Annotated in this window: 10 protein-coding genes; 5 read left to right on the plus strand and 5 right to left on the minus strand. The window is 74.3% G+C overall.

The genetic code is table 11. The annotated features are described in order from the left end of the window. From hrpA to JWP64_RS19100, 3 genes are all read left to right on the plus strand, one after another. A partial coding sequence (hrpA, locus tag JWP64_RS19090; protein ID WP_297499037.1) for an ATP-dependent RNA helicase HrpA occupies positions 1-3,788 on the plus strand: 3,788 nt, incomplete at its 5' end. 83 nt (positions 3,789-3,871) lie between these two features. Next, complete coding sequence (locus JWP64_RS19095) at positions 3,872-5,068, plus strand: acyl-CoA dehydrogenase family protein (RefSeq protein ID WP_297499038.1); 1,197 nt, start codon at positions 3,872-3,874, stop codon at positions 5,066-5,068. Positions 5,069-5,201: 133 nt separating this feature from the next. Continuing rightward, entirely contained in the window at positions 5,202-7,289 is a 2,088-nt protein-coding gene (locus tag JWP64_RS19100) for a fatty acyl-CoA synthetase (protein WP_297499041.1), read from the plus strand. Here the strand turns inward: JWP64_RS19100 and JWP64_RS19105 are convergent. From JWP64_RS19105 to JWP64_RS19115, 3 genes are all read right to left on the minus strand, one after another. Then, positions 7,175-7,555: a rhodanese-like domain-containing protein gene (locus tag JWP64_RS19105; protein ID WP_297499042.1), complete on the minus strand. Its 381-nt coding sequence runs from the start codon at positions 7,553-7,555 to the stop codon at positions 7,175-7,177. The genes JWP64_RS19100 and JWP64_RS19105 overlap by 115 nt on opposite strands. Then, entirely contained in the window at positions 7,552-8,121 is a 570-nt protein-coding gene (locus JWP64_RS19110) for a cysteine dioxygenase family protein (RefSeq protein WP_297499044.1), read from the minus strand. Before JWP64_RS19110 ends, JWP64_RS19105 begins: the two co-directional genes overlap by 4 nt. A 223-nt stretch (positions 8,122-8,344) precedes the next feature. Next, entirely contained in the window at positions 8,345-13,849 is a 5,505-nt protein-coding gene (locus tag JWP64_RS19115) for a SpoIIE family protein phosphatase (protein WP_297499046.1), read from the minus strand. Between the two features lie 149 nt (positions 13,850-13,998). On the opposite strand from JWP64_RS19115, the gene JWP64_RS19120 reads away from it, so the two are divergent. Then, entirely contained in the window at positions 13,999-14,703 is a 705-nt protein-coding gene (locus JWP64_RS19120; RefSeq protein WP_297499061.1) for an acetoacetate decarboxylase family protein, read from the plus strand. A gap of 6 nt (positions 14,704-14,709) precedes the next feature. Here JWP64_RS19120 and JWP64_RS19125 read toward each other — a convergent pair whose 3' ends face one another. Then, on the minus strand, positions 14,710-15,570 hold the full coding sequence (locus JWP64_RS19125; RefSeq protein ID WP_297499063.1) for an alpha/beta hydrolase: 861 nt from the start codon (positions 15,568-15,570) through the stop codon (positions 14,710-14,712). A 2-nt stretch (positions 15,571-15,572) separates the two neighbouring features. Beyond that, positions 15,573-17,822, minus strand: coding sequence for a carboxypeptidase regulatory-like domain-containing protein (locus JWP64_RS19130; RefSeq protein WP_297499065.1), 2,250 nt, complete (start codon positions 17,820-17,822; stop codon positions 15,573-15,575). A gap of 335 nt (positions 17,823-18,157) precedes the next feature. Here JWP64_RS19130 and malQ point away from each other — a divergent pair. After that, on the plus strand, positions 18,158-20,074 hold a 1,917-nt coding region (gene malQ / locus JWP64_RS19135), incomplete at its 3' end, for a 4-alpha-glucanotransferase (RefSeq protein ID WP_297499067.1).

The raw sequence follows: 20,074 nt of genomic DNA on the forward strand, positions 1-20,074 counted from the left end.
GCGCCGCGCGCGCCGCCGCCGAGGCCGCGCGCGTCCACCGCCGCCGCGCGGCCGTCCCGTCGATCTCCTACCCCCCGACCCTGCCGGTCAGCGCGCGCCGCGAGGACATCGCCGCCGCGATCCGGGACAACCAGGTCGTGATCGTCGCCGGCGAGACCGGCTCCGGGAAGACCACGCAGATCCCCAAGATCTGCCTCGAGCTGGGCCGCGGCGTCGAGGGCATGATCGGTCACACCCAGCCCCGGCGGCTCGCCGCGCGCACCGTCGCCGCCCGCATCGCCGAGGAGCTCGGCACCGAGCTCGGCGACGTCGTCGGCTGGAAGGTGCGGTTCACCGACCAGGTCGGCGACCGCACGATGGTCAAGCTGATGACGGACGGCATTCTCCTCGCGGAGCTGACCGGCGACCGGATGCTGCGCAAGTACGACACGCTGATCATCGACGAGGCGCACGAACGCAGCCTCAACATCGACTTCATCCTGGGTTACCTCACCCAGCTGCTTCCCCTCCGTCCCGACCTCAAGGTCATCATCACGTCGGCGACGATCGACCCCGAGCGGTTCGCCGCGCACTTCGGCACGCCGGAGAAGCCGGCACCGATCGTCGAGGTCTCCGGTCGCTCGTTCCCCGTGGAGATCCGGTACCGGCCCGTCGTCGACCCCGACGACCCGGACGCCGACCCGGACCGCGAGGAGCTCGACGCGATCGCGGACGCCGTCACCGAACTGCAGCGCGAGGGCCCCGGGGACGTCCTCGTGTTCCTGCCCGGCGAGCGGGAGATCCGGGACGCCGCCGATGCCCTCGGCAAGCGCGACTTCCGCAACACCGAGGTCATCCCCCTCTACGCCCGTCTGTCGACGGCCGAGCAGCAGCGCGTGTTCTCGCCCCACGCGGGGAACCGGATCGTGCTGGCCACGAACGTCGCCGAGACGTCGTTGACCGTTCCCGGCATCCGCTACGTGATCGACACCGGCACCGCCCGCATCTCCCGTTACTCACGACGGCTGAAGGTGCAGCGGCTGCCGATCGAGAAGGTCTCCCAGGCGTCGGCGAACCAGCGCGCCGGCCGGTGTGGTCGTACCAGCGACGGCATCTGCATCCGCCTCTACGCCGAGGACGACTTCGACGCCCGCCCGGAGTTCACCGAGCCGGAGATCCTGCGCACCAACCTCGCGTCGGTCGTGCTGCAGATGATCGCGCTGGAGCTCGGCGAGATCTCCGAGTTCCCGTTCGTCGAACCGCCGGACCCGCGCGCGGTGAACGACGGCCTCGCCCTGCTCCACGAGCTCGGCGCGGTCGACGACGGCGCCCTGACGGCGGTCGGCCGTTCCCTGTCCCGGCTGCCCGTGGACCCGCGGCTCGGCCGGATGCTCGTCGAGGCGGACAAGACCGGCTGCCTGCGCGAGGTCCTCGTGATCGCCGCCGCGCTGTCCGTCCAGGACCCGCGCGAGCGACCCACCGAACAGCGCCAGGCCGCGGACGAGAAGCACGCCCGGTTCAGTGAGGACGGCTCGGACTTCCTCGCCTACCTCCAGCTCTGGGACTACGTCGCCGAGCAGCGGGAGGCGTTGTCCGGCAGCAGGTTCCGCCGGCAGCTGCGCGACGAGTTCCTGCACTACATGCGGATCCGCGAGTGGTGGGACCTGCACGGCCAGCTCCGTCAGGCGGCCCGTTCGGCGGGCATGACCACAAACGACGTGACGCCCGACGGGGACCGCATCCACCAGGCGTTGCTGTCCGGCCTGCTGTCGCAGGTCGGCCTGCTCGACCCGACGGCGGAGAAGGCCAATCCGAAGGACCGCCGCGGCAAGGAGTACCTCGGCGCGCGGAACGCGAAGTTCATGATCTGGCCCGGCTCGGCGCTCGCGAAGAAGCAGCCGCGCTGGGTGATGGCCGCGGAGCTCGTCGAGACGTCCCGGCTGTGGGCGCGGACCGCCGCGCGCATCCAGCCGGAGTGGATCGAGCCGCTCGCCGGACATCTCGTCAAGAAGACGTACTCGGAGCCGCACTGGTCCCGCAAGCGCGGTTCGGCCGTCGCAACCGAACGCGTGACGCTGCACGGCGTCCCGGTCGTCGCGAACCGGACCGTGGACTTCGGGCGGATCGACCCCGAGACGTCCCGCGAGCTGTTCATCCGCCACGCGCTGGTCGAGGGCGACTGGGAGACCCGGCACCGGTTCTTCCGGGCGAACCGCGAGCTGCTCTCCGACGTCGAGGAGCTGGAGCATCGCGCCCGCCGCCGCGACCTGGTGGTGGACGAGGAGACGCTCGTCGCGTTCTACGAGGAGCGGATCCCGGCGCACGTCGTGTCCGGGCGGCACTTCGACTCGTGGTGGAAGAAGGAGACCCGGCGCAACCCGGACCTCCTGGACTACACCGAGGAGATGCTGGCGACCGAGGCCGCCCGCGGGGTCAACCGCGAGGCCTACCCGGACCACGTCGCGGCCGGTGGGCTGACGCTGCCGCTGTCGTACGCGTTCGAGCCCGGCCACGTGACGGACGGCGTGACCGTCGACGTCCCGGTGGCCGCGCTGCACCAGGTCGACCCGACGCCCTTCACCTGGCTCGTGCCCGGGCTGCGCGAGGAGCTCGTGACGGCGCTGATCAAGACGCTGCCCAAGAACCTCCGCCGCCTGTTCGCGCCGGCCCCGGACCACGCCCGCGCCGTGCTGTCCCGGCTCCGGGCGGGCGACGAACCGTTGCTCGACGGGCTGGAGCGCGAGCTCGGCCGGCTACGGAACGTCGACATCCCGCGCGAGGCCTGGGAGCTGGACCGGCTGCCACAGCACCTCACCGTCACCTTCCGCGTCCTCGACGAGAAGGGCCACGAGATCACCCGCGGCACCGATCTCGAGGCGCTGCGCCGCGAGCTGGCGCCGAAGGTCCGCGAGGAGCTGGCCGCCGCCGGGAGCGACATCGAGCGGTTCGGGCTGACGTCCTGGTCCTTCGGCGACCTGCCGCGCGAGCACGCGATCCGCCGGGGCGCCCACGTCGTCACCGGGTTCCCGGGGCTCGTGGACCGCGGCACGTCCATCGACGTCCGGGTGTTCGCGACCGCCGCCGAGCGCGATGCGGCCCACCGGCGCGGGGTGCGGCGGCTGCTCCTGCTGGAGACGCCGTCGCCGAACAAGCACGTGCAGCGCAGCCTGGACAACGCGGCGAAGCTGACGCTGGCGCGCAATCCGCACGGCGGCGTCCCTGCGCTGCTCGAGGACTGCACGACCTGCGCGATCGAGCACATCGTGACGCGCGCGGGCGGCCCGCCGTTCGACGCCGCGGCCTACGAGCGGGTCCGGGACCTCACCCGGGAACGCCTGGTGGCCACCACGACGCAGGTCCTGAACGCCGTCCGCGGGGTGCTCGACCGGTGGCACACCGTCCAGGCCGCGCTCGGGGACCTGCGGGCGCCGGCGTTGCGGGACGGGGTCGCGGACATCCGCGCCCAGCTCGACGCGCTCGTCGGGCCCGGGTTCGCCACACAGGCGGGCGCGACCCGGCTCGCGGACCTCACCCGCTACCTGCAGGCGATCGAACTGCGGATCGACAAGCTCCGCGTCGACGTCGCCCGGGACGCGCAGTGGACCGCGCAGGTCCGGATCGTCGCGGACGAGTACCGCGCCGAGCTGGCCGCGCTCCCGCCCTGTGTCGACCCGTCACCGGGGCTCACCGAGATCCGCTGGATGATCGAGGAGCTCCGGGTCAGCCTCTACGCCCACCCGATGAAGACCCGCTACCCGATCTCGATCAAGCGCATCCAGAAGGCGATCGACGACCTGCCCCGCCTCTGACCCCCGCGGGCCGGGACGATCGTCGTTCGTCCGGCGCGCGACCACCGGTCGTGTCAGGCTGATCGGACGCGACGGGGGTGGCCATGGTCGACACGGGGTACGAGCATCTCGGCGAGGCGCTCGGGACGGACTTCTTCTCCGTCCGCGAGCAGTTCACCGATGAGCAGTGGAAGCGGTTCGCCACCGTCCGCAAGTTCGTCGACGCCGAGGTGCTCGACGACATCGGGGACTACTGGGAGAAGGCCGAGCTGCCCTGGCACCTCTTCCGCCGGTTGCCGGAGCTTGGCATCGTCGGCGAGACGATCCAGGGGTACGGCGCCGCCGCGATGAGCCCGCTCGCCTGCGGGCTCGTGCACATGGAGCTGCACCGCGGCGACGGGTCGCTGGGCACGTTCCTCGGGGTGCACGCCGGGCTGGCGATGCAGTCGATCGCGATGTGCGGCTCGGAGGAGCAGAAGCAGCGCTGGCTCCCCGCGATGTCCGCACTGGACAAGGTCGGCGCGTTCGCCCTCACCGAGCCGGACCACGGCTCGGACTCCGTCGCGCTTGAGACCACCGCCCGCCGCGACGGCGACCACTGGATCCTCGACGGCGAGAAGCGCTGGATCGGCAACGGGACGATCGCGGACCTGGTCATCGTCTGGGCCCGGGACACGGACTCCGGCGAGGTGCTCGGCTTCGTCGTCGAGACGCCGGCGGAGGGCTATGCGGCCACGGTGATCGGTGGGAAGGTGTCCCTGCGCTCGGTGTGGCAGGCGGACATCACGCTCACCGGCGTGCGGGTCCCGGACGAGAACCGGCTGGTCCACGCGCAGACCTTCGCGGACTGCGCCAAGGTCCTGGCCAACACGCGCGGGATCTGCGCGTGGATGGCCCTCGGCCACGCGACGGCCGGGTACGACGCCGCGCTGCGCTACGCGATGGAGCGGAAGCAGTTCGGCAAGCCGCTGGCGTCCTTCCAGATCGTGCAGGAGAAGCTGGTGAACATGCTGGCGGACCTGACGTCCATGCAGCTCTACTGCATGCAGATCGGCCGGCTCGGCGAGGCGGGACGGCTCTCCCCGACGGTCGCCGGGCTCGCGAAGATGCACAACACGAAGACCGCCCGGCGTCTCCTCTCCGAGGCCCGGGACCTCCTGGGCGGCAACGGGATCCTGCTGGAGCACCACGTCGTCCGGCACTGGGCGGACATCGAGGCGATCCACACCTTCGAGGGCACGGAGACCATCCAGACCCTGATCGTCGGCAAGGACGTCACGGGCATCGGCGCCTTCGCCTAGCCCCGTGATCATCCCGCGAGTCGGGGCCTGCGAACGCGCGAGTCGCGGTCCGGCTCCTGCTGGTCGTGCTGTTCCGTCCGGGCGCTCGCCGGGTTCTACTGATCCGGCAGACCCCGCTCGACGAGGAGCCCGGATGACCGACGATCTCGACAAGTACCTGCCGCCCTACACCGCGGACGTCGCCCGCGCCCGACGGCAGAGCATCGGCTCGCTGCTCGCCCGGACCGCGAAGAAGCACGGCGGCAAGCTCGCGATCGTGCACCGGGACACCCGGCGCACGTTCGCCGAGCTCGACTCCGACGCCAACCGCGTGGCGAACGCGCTGGCGGCCCGGGGCGTCGAGCGGGGGCAGCGGGTCGCGATCTTCTCCCACAACTCCTACGAGTTCGTCGTCGCGTACTTCGCGCTCGCCCGGATCGGCGCGATCTCGGTGCCGGTGAACTTCAACTTCACGCCGGGCGAGGTGCGGTACGCCCTGGCGGACAGCGGGGCGAGTGCGGCGATCGTCGAGGAGGCGCTGATCGCGACGTTCGAGGCCGCCGAGGTGCCGGTCGGGACCGGGATCGTCGTCGGCGTGGCGGACGGCTGGACCGGGTTCGCCGACCTGCTGGCCCACCCCGACGACACCGAGCCGGACGTCGAGATCGGCGACGACGACCCCGTCCAACTGCTCTACACCAGCGGCACGACCTCGGCGCCCAAGGGCGCGATCATGACGAGCCGCAACCTGATCGCCCAGTACGTCAGCGACATCGTCGACGGCGAGTACCACCGCGACGACGTCGAGCTGCACGCCCTGCCGCTCTACCACTGCGCGGCCCTGCACGACTTCCTCACCCCGGACGTCTACCTCGGCGCGACCAGCGTGATCGTCGACTCGCCCGATCCGGAGACGATCCTGTCCACGGTCGAACGCGAACGGATCACCAAGATGTTCTGCCCGCCGACGGTCTGGATCCGGCTGCTGCGCTCCCCCGCGTTCGAGAGGTACGACCTGTCGTCGCTGGTCAAGGGCTACTACGGCGCGGCGATCATGCCCGTCGCGGTGCTGACCGAGCTGGGCGAGCGGCTACCGGGGATCCGGCTCTTCAACTACTACGGGCAGACCGAGCTCGCCCCCAACGCGACCGTGCTCTTCCCGGAGGAGCAGATCAGCAGGGCGGGCAGCGCGGGGCGGCCGAGCCTGAACGTCGAGACCCGGTTGCACGACGAGAACGACGAGCCGGTGCCCGCCGGGCAGGTCGGCGAGATCGTGCACCGGACGCCGCACGCGATGCGCGGCTACTGGGGCAAGCCGGAGGCGACCGCCGAGGCGTTCCGGAACGGCTGGTTCCACAGTGGCGATCTCGGCGTGATGGACGCCGACGGCTACCTGACGATCGTGGACCGCAAGAAGGACATCATCATCACCGGCGGCGAGAACGTCGCGAGCCGCGAGGTGGAGGACGCGATCTACGAGCACCCGGCCGTCTCGGAGGTCGCGGTGTTCGGCGTGAAGCATCCGGAGTGGATCGAGGCCGTCGCCGCGGCCGTGGTGCTGCGGGAGGGCGCGGGCACCGAACCCGCGGAGATCATCGCGCACACCCGCGAGCGGCTGGCGGCGTTCAAGGCGCCGAAGTACGTCGTGATCGTGGACGAGCTGCCGAAGAACCCGAGCGGCAAGATCCTCAAGCGGGAGCTCCGCGCCACGCACGCCGGCCTGGCGACGTGCTCGCCCCGCGAGTCGCTCTCGCGCGGCCGCCGGCCCGGGGGCCGGCGACGTCGTGACCCGGCTGCCGCGACCACGTCGGAGCCGGTGGACGTCGTTCGTCGCGCCGGGCACCGATCCACCGGTTCGCGTGCTGCAGGAGCTGGGGAATCCCGACCACCGCCTCCGGGTGGAGCACGACGGCCACACCCTGCTGATCCATCTCGGCGACGAGGACGGGAAGGGCCGGACGACGGTCGCCGTCGACCGGGAGACCCGGCGGTGGGCGATTGCGCAGGACCGGGTGCAGAGCGGGACGGCGAGGGACGCCTACGACCGGCTCTACGAGCACTGACCGGATCAGACCCGGTCTCCGCCGGGACCCCGACTCGCGCGGTGCGAGACCCGACTCGCGGGGTTCAGGGGGTGGTGGGGAGGCCGGCGGCGGCCCAGGCCTTGAAGCCGCCGTCGAGGTCCGTGGCCTTGTGCAGGCCCAGTTCCTGCAGGCTCGCCGCCGCCAGGCTGGAGCTGTAGCCCTCGGAGCAGAACAGGATCCAGGTGACGTCGTGGTCCGTCGCCTCCAGGATCTTCGCGTCCGACGACGGGTCGAGCCGCCACTCGACGTGGTTGCGCTCGATGATCAGGGCCCCCGGGATCGCACCCTCGTCGTCCCGCTGCCACTGCGGCCGGGTGTCCACGAGGACGGCCCCCTGCTCGTGCAGCTCCGCGGCGCGCTCGGGGCCGACCCGGTCCAGCCGGGCCCGGGCGTCGGCCAGCACCTCGGCGATCGTGCGGCTCATGCCGTCGTCGCCCCGCTCAGCGAGGTGGACTCCGCCGGCAACGGCTCGGGCTCGCCCGTCGTCAGCTCGCTGCGGAGGCGCCGTAGCCGGGAGCCCTGCTCGGCCGGGCCCTCCTCGACCGCGTAGTAGGACATCGCGGTGAGCGGCGGCGAGTAGGCGTGGACGCTGATCGCAGGTGTGTCCGAGGTGTTGACGACCTCGTGCACGTGCCCGAGCGGGAAGGTCGCGCCCCGGCCGGCGTGCAGGGTCCGCTCGCGCAGACCGGCGGGACGTCCGGGGGTCCCGGCGACCCAGCGCTGCTCGAGCAGCTCCCCGGAGACGACGGTCAGCGCGCCGAGCGAGCCCGCGTGGTCGTGCAGCTCCGCGGCCTTCTCCCGGGCCCAGCTGATCAGCCAGACGTCGACGTAGTCGTCGCCCACGAGGCGCCGGTACCACCGGTTCTCGGGGTCGACGTGCACCTCGTGCTCGCCGGCCAGCACCTCGGCGGCGACGCGGCGGGTGAGGTCCGTGAGGTCGGTCAGGTCGAGCGGTGTGGGCGCGACGGCGCGCGCGGCGTGCAGGGACACGGGACGTACTCCAGGGGGACGTGCTGCGAGCGATGAGGGGGAGAAGGTCAGCTCGCCCGTCGACACCACTGGTCGAAGTGGTCCGCACGCCGCGACTCCCAGATGGGGCCGAGGTTCCAGAGCGGACGCATGCCCTCATCTGAGCACACTGCGGGCCGCCGGTGCCACCCGGTCCCAGCCGCCGGGAGCGGGGGAACCCACCAGGACCAAATGTCCGACAGGGCTAACCGTCCTCGCCCCGGGGACCCGCCGAGAGCCCGATCACGGTGTCCAGCCCGGCGAGCACCAGGATCCGCCGCGACGGGCTGTCCGACGGCGTCACGACCGTCAGCTCGCCCCCTGCCGCGCGGGCCCGCTGCGCCACCTCCGACAGCAGCGCGATCCCGGCGCTGCTCACGTACGAGTCGGAGTCGAGGGTGAGGGTGAGCGTCCGGCCCCCGTCCAGCTCGGCGAGCAGGTCCGACCGCACGGCCGCGACGCCCGCGAGGTCCAGGTCGCCGTCGACGTGCAGGCGCACCGTGTGCTCGTCCGCCCACCGGCGCAACCGCGCGGGCCCCTCGGCCGGCGCCTCCGCGCCGTCGGCCCCGAGCGCCGTCCCGGGCAGGGCCAGCGGGTGCTCGACCGGCGCCGGCGGCACCCGGAACCGCACGACGGTCCCGCTCTCCCCCGGCTCGACCCGGACGTCGTGGGCGAGCTCACGGATCAGCGCGAGCCCACGGCCGCGGTAGCCGGGGTCCTCCGGCGGCGGGCGCCACACCCCGCGGTCCGTGACCCGCACGTCCACCGCGCCGTCCTCCAGCACCCGCAGCACGACGTCGACCGCCTCGTCCGCGGGTTCGGCCTGTCCGCCCAGGTAGGCGTGCTCGACGGCGTTGGTCACCGCCTCGCCGAGCGCGAGCTGCAGGTCCGTGACGGCGTCGGCGTCCAGCCCGCAGTCCTTGCTCCAGGCGGTGACCCGGCGGCGCAGCGGGGCGAGCCGCTCGGCGTCCGCGGGCAGGCGTTCGTGCAGCGGCAACGGCAGCAACCGGGCGACGACGACGGCGGTGTCGTCCGGCGCCCCCGACCCGGCGAGCATCCGGTCCAGCAGGGTGTCCACCATGTCCCGCGGCTGCACGTGCGCCAGCGGGCCGAACGTCTCGACGAGCCGGGCCAGGCCGTCGTCGATCACCTCGGTGCGGCGTTCGAAGAGCCCGTCGGAGCAGAGCAGGATCGTCTCGCCGATCTCGATCCGGGTCGTCGACTCGACGAAGGGCGGCCGGCCGGAGACCCCGAGGGGCGTGCCGCGGCCCTGGTCGAGGAGCCGGACCCCGCCGTCGCGGCCCGCGGCCAGCGGCGGCGGATGCCCGGCGCAGGCGTAGACCAGCTCACCGGTCGCGCAGTCCACGACCGCGCAGGCCACGGTGCTGGCCCGGGCGCCCTCGACGCGCCGGGCGAACAGGTCGAGCTGCTCGAGAGCCGACGCCGGGGACTGGCCGTTGACCAGGTTCGCGGCAAGGGCGCTCCGCAGCTGCCCCATGACGGCGGCGGCGGACGGCCCGCGCCCCACCACGTCCCCGACGACCAGTGCGACCCGGTCGTGGTCCAGGTCCAGCACGTCGAACCAGTCACCGCCGGCCTCCGTGCCCTCGGTGCCCGGCTTGTAGCGGGTGGCGATCGCGAGCCGGTCCAGGTCCGGCAACCGCTGGGGGAGCAGGCTCCGCTGCAGGGTCACCGCGACCTCGTGCTCGGCCTGGTGCAGCCGCGCCCGCACCACGGCCTGCGCGCACTGGCTGGCCAACGTCAGGACGAAGCCGCGACGTTCCGGGGTGAAGCTCGGTGGCTCGGCGAACCGCAACCCGACGGTCCCGATCGCCCGGCCCCCCACCAGCAGCGGGACGGCGGTGTGCGCGGGGAAGGGCTCGGGCGGGTTCTGCGCCAGCCAGATCGGCTGCCCCGTCCGTACCACGCGCGCGAGCGGGTGCGTGGCGTCCGGGGCGAGCGGCGACCCGGGGGCGTCCCAGCCGTCCGCGGCGAGCGGGTGCAGCACGCCCTCGTCGTCCGCGGCCATGACGACCAGGGCCTCCGCCTCGACCGCGGACATGCCGTGCGCGACGATCACGGCGGCGACGGCGTCCAGGTCCGTGGCCCGCGACAGGGCGGTCGCGACGGCGCCGAGGCGCTCGGCCAACCGGCGCCCGTCCGTCTCCGCGGTGAGCAGGAACGAGCGGTCCAGGGCCTGCGCGGCCAGTTCCGCGACGGCCAGCGCCGCCTCGCGGTCCGTCTCGGGGAACTCCCGCCGGTCGTGGAACGCGACCCCGATCAGCCCGAGCACCCGGTCCCCGACGACCAGCGGCAGCCAGCAGGCCGCCTCCGGGCCGCCGTCCTCCAGGTACTTCGCGGCGGCCGGGTACCGCTCCCGGCACTCGCCGGCGTCCCGGAGCCAGACCGCGGTGCGGTGTTCGACCGCGTCCCGGCTGGCCAGCGGTTCGGTGAGCGGGACGGTCGTGGCCACGTCGCTTTGCCACCCGTGTGTGGCCAGCGGCTCCATCAGCTCGCCGCGCAGCTCGAACGTGCCCGCCATCGGCGCGCCCAGCAGCGCGACCACGTGGTTCGTCGCGATCCGGGCGACCTCGGTCGGGGTCGCCGCCGCGGACATCTCCGCGGTCGCACGGTGCAGCAGGCCGAGCCGCTGCGCGCTGGACCGCTCCAGCTCGAGCAGGCGCGCGTTGTCCACCGCGACCCCGGCCCGGCGGGCGATCTCGGTGACCATGTCGACGTCCGCGTCGTCGAAGGCCGGCGTGTCCCCGAGGCGCACCGCACCGATCACTCCGAGCCAGGCACCCCGGGCCCGGAGCGGGACGATGAGGGCAGAGTGTGCCCTGAGCCGCCGCCAGACCGCGGCGTCCTCCGGCGGGATGCCGTCGAGCGCCGCGCGCATCTCGTCGGGCCCGAGCCGGAACGTTTCTCTGGCGTCGCCGTGCTCGGTCAGCGCGGGCGGACCGCTCAGCGGCCACAGGTCCGCCTCGATGGCCGGGTCGGGAGCGGCGACGGCGCGTAGGACGACCGGCGACTCGGCGCCGCCCTCGTACACGCGGGCCGCGTCCGTCAGACCCTCGTCGACGAGCGTCCGCGCCAGCGCGTGCAGCCGGTCCACCCTGGTCAGCTCGCGGTCCAGCACGTCCCCGAGCCGCGCGAAGACGCGGTGCCGGCGGCGCTCGACGTGCTGGGCGTCGATGTCCAGGCAGCCGCCGATGTAGCCCGCGGAGCGGTCCCCGCCCACGGACGTCCCGCGGTCCAGGACCCAGCGGTAACGGCCGTCCGCATCGCGCAGGCGGTACTCGACCTCGAACGGTGCGCCGGCCCGGGACGCCGCCTCGACGACCGTCCGGTACCGCTCGCGGTCCTCGGGATGGATGCGTTCGCGCCATTCCAGGCCCAGCTCGCCGGCCGGGTCCGTGACCCCGGTGAAGTCCAGCCAGCCGCGGTTGACGAAGATCCGGTGCCCGCCGGCGTCGTCCACCCAGATCAGGGCCGGGGTGGAGTCCGCCATCGCGCGGAACCGCAGCTCCGCGGCCCGCCGGACGCGGCCGAGCTGCAGGTGGTTGGCGACCCGGGCGAGCAGCTCGCGCGCCGAGAACGGCTTGACGAGGTAGTCGTCCGCGCCCGCGTCGAGGCCCTCGACGGCGGCCTCCTCGCCGGCGCGGGCGGACAGCAGCACGACGGGCAGGCCCGCGGTGCGGGCGTCGGTGCGCAGCGCACGGAGCAGCCCGATCCCGTCGAGGCCGGGCATCATCACGTCCGCGACGACCAGGTCCGGCGGGTCCGCGCGCGCCGCCTCGAGCGCCTGCCGGCCGTCCGCGACGGCCTGCACCACCCAGTTCTCGGAGAGCAGCTGCTGCAGGTAGTTCCGCATGTCCGCGTCGTCGTCCGCGACGAGGACGCGGCTGCGGCCGCCGGCCCCGACGGCGTCGACGGTCGCGGCGAGGTCCGGCCCGGCCTCGTCGGTGCTCCCGCCGGGCACCCAACGCAGCGCCTCGGCGAGGAACGGCTCGGCCGTCGCGGGGCTGGGCCGCGGCGTGGCCGGCGTGCGCGCCGACCCGATGCTCTCGACGGGCAGGTGCGCGAACCCGAGCGGCAGCCGCACGGTGAACGTGGTGCCGACCTCCGGGGTGCTGGTCACCTCGACCGTCCCGCTGTGCACCTCGACGAGCTGACGGACCAGCGCCAGCCCGATCCCGCTGCCCTCGTGCGAGCGGGCCCGGGCGCCGCGCACCCGGTGGAACCTCTCGAACAGGTGCGGGAGCTCGGCGGCCGGGACACCGGTGCCGGTGTCCGCCAGCCGCAGCACGGCCTCCTCGCCCTCGATCCGCGTGCTCACCGAGATCCCGCCGGTGAAGGTGAACTTCACGGCGTTGCTGAGCAGGTTGAGGACGACCTTCTCCCACATGTCCTGGTCCACCCAGACCGGACGCTCCGACGGCGGGCAGTCGACGTCGAGCCGCAGCCCGGCCCGTTCGGTCGCCTCCCGGAACAGCCCGGCCAGCTCCCCGCTCAGGGTCCCGAGGTCGACGGGCGCGAACCCGGCGTCGCTGCGCCCGGCCTCGAGCCGGGACACGTCGAGCAGGCTGTTGACGAGCTTGACCATGCGCTGGGCGTTGCGGTGCGCCATCTCCGCACCCTGGCGGACCTCCGCATCCGCCGAGTGCCGCAGATGGTCCAACGGGCCCAGGATCAGCGACAACGGCGTGCGGAACTCGTGGCTGACGCCGGTGAAGAACTCGGTCTTCGACCGGTCCCGCGCGACCATCGCCTCGAGCCGGCCCCGCTCGTCGGAGTGGGTGCGCGCGGCCGCGACCGCGGTGCCGACGTGGCCGAGGACGAGCCGCAGGAACGACAGGTGGTCGTCGTCCGCCGGCAGCAGCGGCGGCACACCGAGCACCAGGCCGACCGACGGGGAGCCCTGGGTCCCGGGCAGCACGGTGCGCACCACGCGTCCGACGGGGTTCGGGCCCCGGCCGACGACAGGCTCGGCCAGCTCCTCGACGACCGGACCGCCGGGGGGCGGGGTGGCCGGCGGGCGCACGGCCGCGGCCACCGGCTCCGGGTCGTCGAGGCCGGCCGAGGCCACGAGCCGCTGCCCGTCGCCCTCGCCCGTCGTGAAGAGCGCGAACGCGACGTCCTCACTCGCCTCCGCGAGGATGGCCGCGATCCCGGCGAGCGCCTCGGGCGTCGTCCGGACGTCCCGGGAGACCTCGCCGAGGCGTCCCAGCAGCCGCATCCGGCGGGTGCCGAGCACCTGGGCGGTGGTTTCGGCGGTCACGTTGAAGATGCCGAGCACGCGCGTGCCGTCGGCGCTGCGGATCGGGCTGTAGGAGTACCGCCAGTACGTCTCCTCGGGGCGGCCGTTGCGGTTCATGACGAGCCGGTCGTCCTCGCGGAACACGGGCTCGCCGGTGTCCAGGACCTGCTGCAACGCGGGGCCGATGCGGTCCCAGATCTCCGGCCAGACCTCGGCGCACGGCCCGCCGAGTGCGTCCGGGTGCTTGCCGCCCGCGCCGGGTACGAACGCGTCGTTGTAGAGGAACCTGAGCTCGGGGCCCCAGCAGATCACCAGCGGGTGCCGGGCGCCGAGCATGATCTCGACGGCGGACCGCAGCTCGACGGGCCAGTCACGGGCGGGGCCGAGCGGGAACCGGGCGTCGGACATCAGGTCGCGGACGGTGCCGCCGGGCACGGGAGAGCCCGACACCGCCCGTTCGTTCACCGTGCAACCGCCCATCCTCCGACGCGACGCGTCGACTCGTCCCCTTCCAGCCTGCCAGGTCCGGGGCCGCCGGGCACGCCGTGACCCGCCGGGCACCGGCGGTGCGTTCGCCGGACCCGCCGGACAGGTGCAGGATGCACGTCGTGGCCATCCCGCTCGAAGACGGCAGCTGGGAGATCCGGGGACACCGGGTCACATTCCCCGTCCGCATCCACGACGCTGCGGCCGCCTGCGCGACCTACATGGTGCGGGCCGACCGGGCGCGTGCCCAGCTCGCCGGCACCGGGCTCGAACCGGTGTCCGTCGCGGGGCGCACGCTGCTGTTCCTCGCCCTGATCGACTACCGGGTGAACGATCTCGGCATCTACTCCGAGGTCGCGACCGCGCTCCCCGCATTGCATCACGGCAAGATCGGCCTGCACATCCTCCAGCTCCCGGTCACCGAGGAGTTCACGCTCGAGGCGGGGCGCGCGCTGTGGGGTCTGCCGAAGTGGCTCGGCCGTGCGGACCTGTCGATCTCCGGCCGCCGCGGCACCTGCCGGCTCGACGAGGGCGCGGAGCACGTGCTCACCGCCGTGATCTCCGCGTTGCCGCTCCGGATCCCGTTCACGATCCCCGGTGCGGTCACGGCCCTCGCCCCGCGCGACGGAGCGGTCCTGGCGAGCCCGGTGACGGCGAGCGTGAGCGGTGTCCGCGTCGGCCTCGGCGCGACCGTGGATCTCGGTGCCCGGCACCCGATGGCGGCGCAGCTCCGCGAGCTCGGGCTCCCCCGGCGGCCGCTGCTCACGACGGTGATCGACCACGTCGCGTTCGACATGGCGCCCGCCGTCGTGCGGTAGGCGCCGTCAGCGGTGCGCGGCGAGCCATTCCCGCAGGTCGGCGAGGGGACGCTCGCGTTCCGGCTCGTTGTAGATCTCGTGCCAGAGGCCCTCGTACCAGCGCACGGTGACGTCGTCGGAACCCTGGGCGGCCTCGAGCCTCCGCGTGCCCTCCGACGCGACGAGCCGGTCTGCGCTCCCGTGCTGCAGGAGCAGCGGGATCCGCAACGTGCGCGACCGCTCCACCAGCGTGTCCATCTGCGCGAACAGCCCCGCGCCGAGCGCCAGCGTCGGGTTCCCGGTGTGCACCAGCGGGTCCGCCCGGTACGCGGCGACGATGGCGGGGTCCTTGCTGATCGTCGTCGCGTCGATCCCGGCCGGACGCAGCAGCGGCACCAGCCTCGCCAGGCGGCTCAGCAGCGGGACCATCCGCGGCGGCACGACCTCGTTGGTCAGCGCGGGCGCGGAGAGCACCAGGCCGGCAAGGGCGTCCTGGTGCTCGAGGGCGTAGGCCAGCGCGAGCTGCCCGCCCATGCTGTGCCCCAGCAGGAACACCGGCAGGCCCGCATGGCGCGCCGTCATCTGCGCGCGGAAGGTCTCGAGGTCCGCGAGCAGGTCCGGGTAGGCCGCGTGGACCCGGCGGCCCTCGGAGCGCCCGTGCCCGCGGTGGTCCAGCCCGTAGACGGCCCAGCCGTCCGGGGTGAGGGTGTCCGCGACGCCGCCGTAGCGGCCGGAGTGCTCGCCGATGCCGTGACTGATCAACACCACGCCGGTGGGCCCACCCGTGTCGTCGGCTGCCCGGCCGGGGAGCCAGCCCTGCCAGAACAGCTCGACGCCGCCGGAACCGGGGAGACGACCCTCGGGCCGCCGCACGTCCACCGCGGCCATTCCTAGCCGGCCTGCGTCGAGGTGGCCACCGATCCGGTCGTGGGGAGGGTGGCGGCGGGCTCCGCCCGGGCCAGCTCGACGTCCTGCTCGACCTCGGTCTCCTCCGGCAACCGGACGGTGCCGACGGCGGGGACGTGCTGCGCGGCCATCGCCGTGAGCGTGTACTCGCCGGCGGCGAGGTCGTCGAAGCGATAGGCGCCGGTGGCACCGGACTCGGTGGCCGCGACCAGCTCGCCGTCCTGCAGCAGCGTCACCGACGCCGCGCCGACCGGCGTGGATCCCGGCCCGCGGACCACGCCCACGATCGAACCGGAGCGGGTCAGCAGCACCTCGACATCCAGCGGCTCGGCCCCGACGGTCAGCGCCGTGACCCCGGGCTGGTGCCCCCGCGCCGAGCTGACGAGCACGAACGCGCCGGGATGCGGGGCGAGGACGACGCCCCGGCCCTCGACGTCGCTGGCGGCACCGGCCGCCTCGCGACCCCGGGCGTCGAGCAGGGTCACCCCGGCGTCGACGACGGGCATGCCATCACGGCGGACCACGTGGAAGCGGACGGGGTTGGCCTCGGCGCCGCGGGCCTCGTCGATGTCCGCGTCGTCCTCCAGCCCGGACATGTCGACGACCGGGATCGCCCCCGGGCGCGGGTTGGGGTCGGCGAAGCCGAGGGTGCGCAGGAGCGCGAGATCGACGGCCGCGTGCTCGGCGGCGCGGTGGTCGGGGACCTCGGCGCCGGCGGGGCCGTTGGCGCCGTCGAGATCGGTGGCGGGCGCGGAGCTCGGCTCGTCGGGCTCTGCCTGCGGGGCCCCGGCGGGGTTCGCCTCCATCACAGTCGGCTCCTCGGTCTCCGCCGCCGGGCTCCCGGCGGGCTGGGCCGCCATCATGACCGGCTCGTCGACCGGCGCCGCGCCGGGGCCCGCGGCGTCGCCGGTTCCGCCGGTGGGCGCGGTGACCGCGACCGGGCCGGTACCGTCGACCGGCCCGTCCGTGAGGTCCACGTCCGACGGGGCCCGGTCCCGGTCCTCGTCGGCATCGTGTCCGCCCGTCGTCGCCTGCGTGCCGGTGGGCGCCGAGGGGACCGCGTGCAGCCTGACCAGCGGCAGGGTGTTCGGGTCGCCGTCGGTGTCCTGCTCGGCGCGCTTCTCCGCCGATGCCCGGACCACACCGAGGGCAGCGGCGCCGAGCGCTCCGCCCGCGATCGCCATGAGCATCGGCCGGGACGGCTGGGCCTCGCGGAGCCGCTCCTCCGGGGACCGCTCGTCCTGGGTCCGGGGCTCCCGCGGGGACGGGACGACGCTCGGCGGGTCGGACGCCTCGGAGGCGGCCGTGACCTGGCCCTCCTCCGTGGCAGGGACGTCGACGCTGCTCGGGGCCCCGGCCCGGTCGTGGGCCGGGGCCGGATACGACTCGAGCTCGGACGAGTTCCCGGGGCCCTCGGCGGCCTGCGCCGACAGGTCCTCGGAGACCTCCGTGCTCCGGTCGGCCGGTGCCGGCATGTCCTCGGGCGTCCGGCTGCGCTCCGACGCCTGCGCCTCCGCCCGCTCCTCCGCCTTCGCCGCGTCCCGGTGGGCCGCCTCCGCCCGCGCGACGGCCTCGGCCACGGCCGGGCTGACGATCCCCCGGCCGACGGTCGTCCCGTCGGCGCCGGCGTGCGGGGCCAGCAGCGGCTGCACCGAGGTCACGCGGGCGACCAGTTCGGGATCCACCGCGGCGCGGCGGTCCGCGCGCGGCTCCGGTCGCCGCTGCAGCGGGCGGCCGGCGCGGCGGGAGGACAGCGGCGCGGACTCGACCGGCTTGCCGTCGACGAACCCGCGGGACCAGGGCGGGCCGACCGGCCCGGCGTCGACGTCGGCGAGCGCGGCGACGCGCTCACGGCTCGGCTCGTCCTCCTCGGCGGGGGCGGCGGGCTCCTCGGAGGTCCCGTGGTCCGCGACGACGTCGGTGCTCTCGCCGACGGAAGCCTCGCCCGCGTCGGCGGCCTCGACCGGGCCCGGCTCGTCCGGCACCGCGACGGCCGCGGTGGGGCGCTCGTCCGGCTCGTCGACCGTCCCCGGCACGGCGGCGGGCTGCTCCACGATCGCGGAGCTCGCGCGGTGGCGCAGCAGGTCCGCGACGGTCCGCGGGGTTCCGGCGGGGTCGGCGGACGGGGCGGTGCTCTCGCCCGCGGCCCGGCCGCGCAGCAGCACGACGGCCGCGACGACACCCACGACCACGAGCAACAGGAGAATCAGACCGACCAGGGCCAGCGTGCTCATCTCGGCTCTCTCCTCGCCAGACGATCCTTCGAGCCCGGCGGACGACGACACCCGTCGGCACCGGGGGCGACGGTGCTCGCGGACGGCCGTTCGCCGTCGACGCGCGGCAGGTCACGGACACGCCCACACCACCGTGGCTCGTCGGCGAACCGTAGCACCCGGCACCCCCGCAACCCGGCCCGGCGACCCGTACGCGGCGTGTCGGCCCGAGCCGCATCCGCGCTGCTCAGCACGGCGTGTCCCGATCACCTCGACGTGATCCCGTGCGGCCCGCGGTGTCGGAACGAGCGCGATGGGGAAGCATTCGACGACACCTCCGGACGAAGGACGGGCACGTGGATCAGGAACTGGCCGAGCTGGCGGCGGCGTACGGCGTCGCCGCGGGGTACAACGACGGCGACCGGCGGCCGGTGACCGTCGACGACGAGGTGGTCGTCGAGGTGCTCGGCCTGCTGGAGGTCGACGCGAGCACCCCGGAGGCGCGCCGGGAGGCGCTGCGGGCGGCCCGGGAACGCGCGGCGGCGGGGCGGCTGCCCGGGACGATCGCGCTCCGCACGACCACCTCCCGCCCGCTGCCCGGCAGCGGCGTGCTGGTCGCGGAGGACGGCATCCGGCGCGACGTCGACGGCGAGCTCCCCGCCGGACTGGATGCCGGCTGGTACCGGCTGGAGACCGCGGACCAGGAGGTCACCGTCGTCGTCGCACCCCCGGCGCTGCCCGAACCGCCGCGGTCCTGGGGCTGGATGCTGCAGCTCTACGCCCTGCACTCGAAGGCCTCCTGGGGCATCGGGGATCTCGGTGACCTTCGCGAGTTCGTCACGCACGCGGGCCGCGAGCACGGCGCGGCGGCGGTGCTGCTGAACCCGCTGCACGCCATCACGCCGGTCCCGCCCGTCCAGCCCTCGCCTTACACGCCGTCGAGCCGCCGGTTCGCCACGCCGCTCGCGCTGCGCGTCACCGACCTCGACGCCTACGCCGTCGCCGACCCCTCGATCCGCGCCGAGGTCGACGCGCTCAAGCCGGAGACCACCGGGGACCGCATCGCCCACGACCGCGTCTGGGCCGCGAAGCGCTCGGCGCTCGAGCTGCTCTGGCGTTCGGCCGGCCGGCCCGAACCCCGGGACGAGCCCGGGCTGATCGACTTCGCGACGTACTGCGCCCTGGCCGAGCGCTTCGGCGGCCGCTGGAGCCTGTGGCCCGAGGAGCTCCGCCACCCCGGCTCCGACGCGGCCGCGGCCGCGCGCAAGGACCTCGCGCCGCGCGTCGCGTTCCACGGCTGGGTGCAGCAGCAGGTCGCGGGTCAGCTCGCCGCCGCCCGGTATGCCGCCCGGGGCTCCGGGATGTCCCTCGGCGTGATCCACGACCTGGCCGTCGGCGTCGACCCCGAGGGCGCGGACGCCTGGGCGCTGCAGGACGTCCTCGCCCTCGACGTGACGGTCGGCGCCCCGCCGGACGCCTTCAACCAGCGCGGACAGGCGTGGGGGCTGCCGCCGTGGCGCCCGGACCGGCTCGCCGAGACCGGCTACGCCGCCTACCGGGACATGCTGCGGGCCCTGCTCAGCCATGCCGACGGGCTGCGCATCGACCACGTCGCCGGGCTCTTCCGGCTCTGGTGGGTGCCGCCGGGCCGCAGCGCGGACCGCGGGACCTACGTGCACTACGACGCCGAGACCATGCTCGCCGTGCTCACGCTCGAGGCCTCCCGGGCCGGGGCCCTGGTCGTCGGCGAGGACCTCGGGACCGTCGAGCCGGAGGTGACCGAGGCGCTGGCCGAGCGGAACATGCTCGGCTCGACGGTCCTGTGGTTCGCCCGCGACCCCGAACGGGACGACGCGCTGATGCCGCCCCGGGAATGGCCGGAGCAGGCGGTCGCGACGATCTCCACGCACGACCTGCCGACGGCGTCGGGGTTCCTGCGGGGCGAGCACGTGCGGATCCGGGCCGAGCTCGGCCTGCTGGACGACGTGCCGGCCGAGGAGGCCAAGGCCGCGGCCGAACGGGCCGAGCTGATCCAGCTGATGATCGACGAGGGCGTCCTCGGGTCCGCCGACGCCCCGGAGGAGCAGATCGTCGCCGCGATGCACGCCCTGCTCGCCCGCAGCGCCTGCCGGCTCGTCCTCGCCGCGCCCTACGACGTGATCGGCGAGGTCCGCCAGCCCAACCTGCCCGGAACCGTCGACGAGTACCCGAACTGGCGGCTCCCGCTGCCCGTCTCGCTCGAGGAGCTGCTCGCGGACCCCCGCGTCGACGAC

Origin of the sequence: Pseudonocardia sp., from assembly GCF_025465255.1 — a bacterium.
Classification (GTDB): domain Bacteria; phylum Actinomycetota; class Actinomycetes; order Mycobacteriales; family Pseudonocardiaceae; genus Pseudonocardia.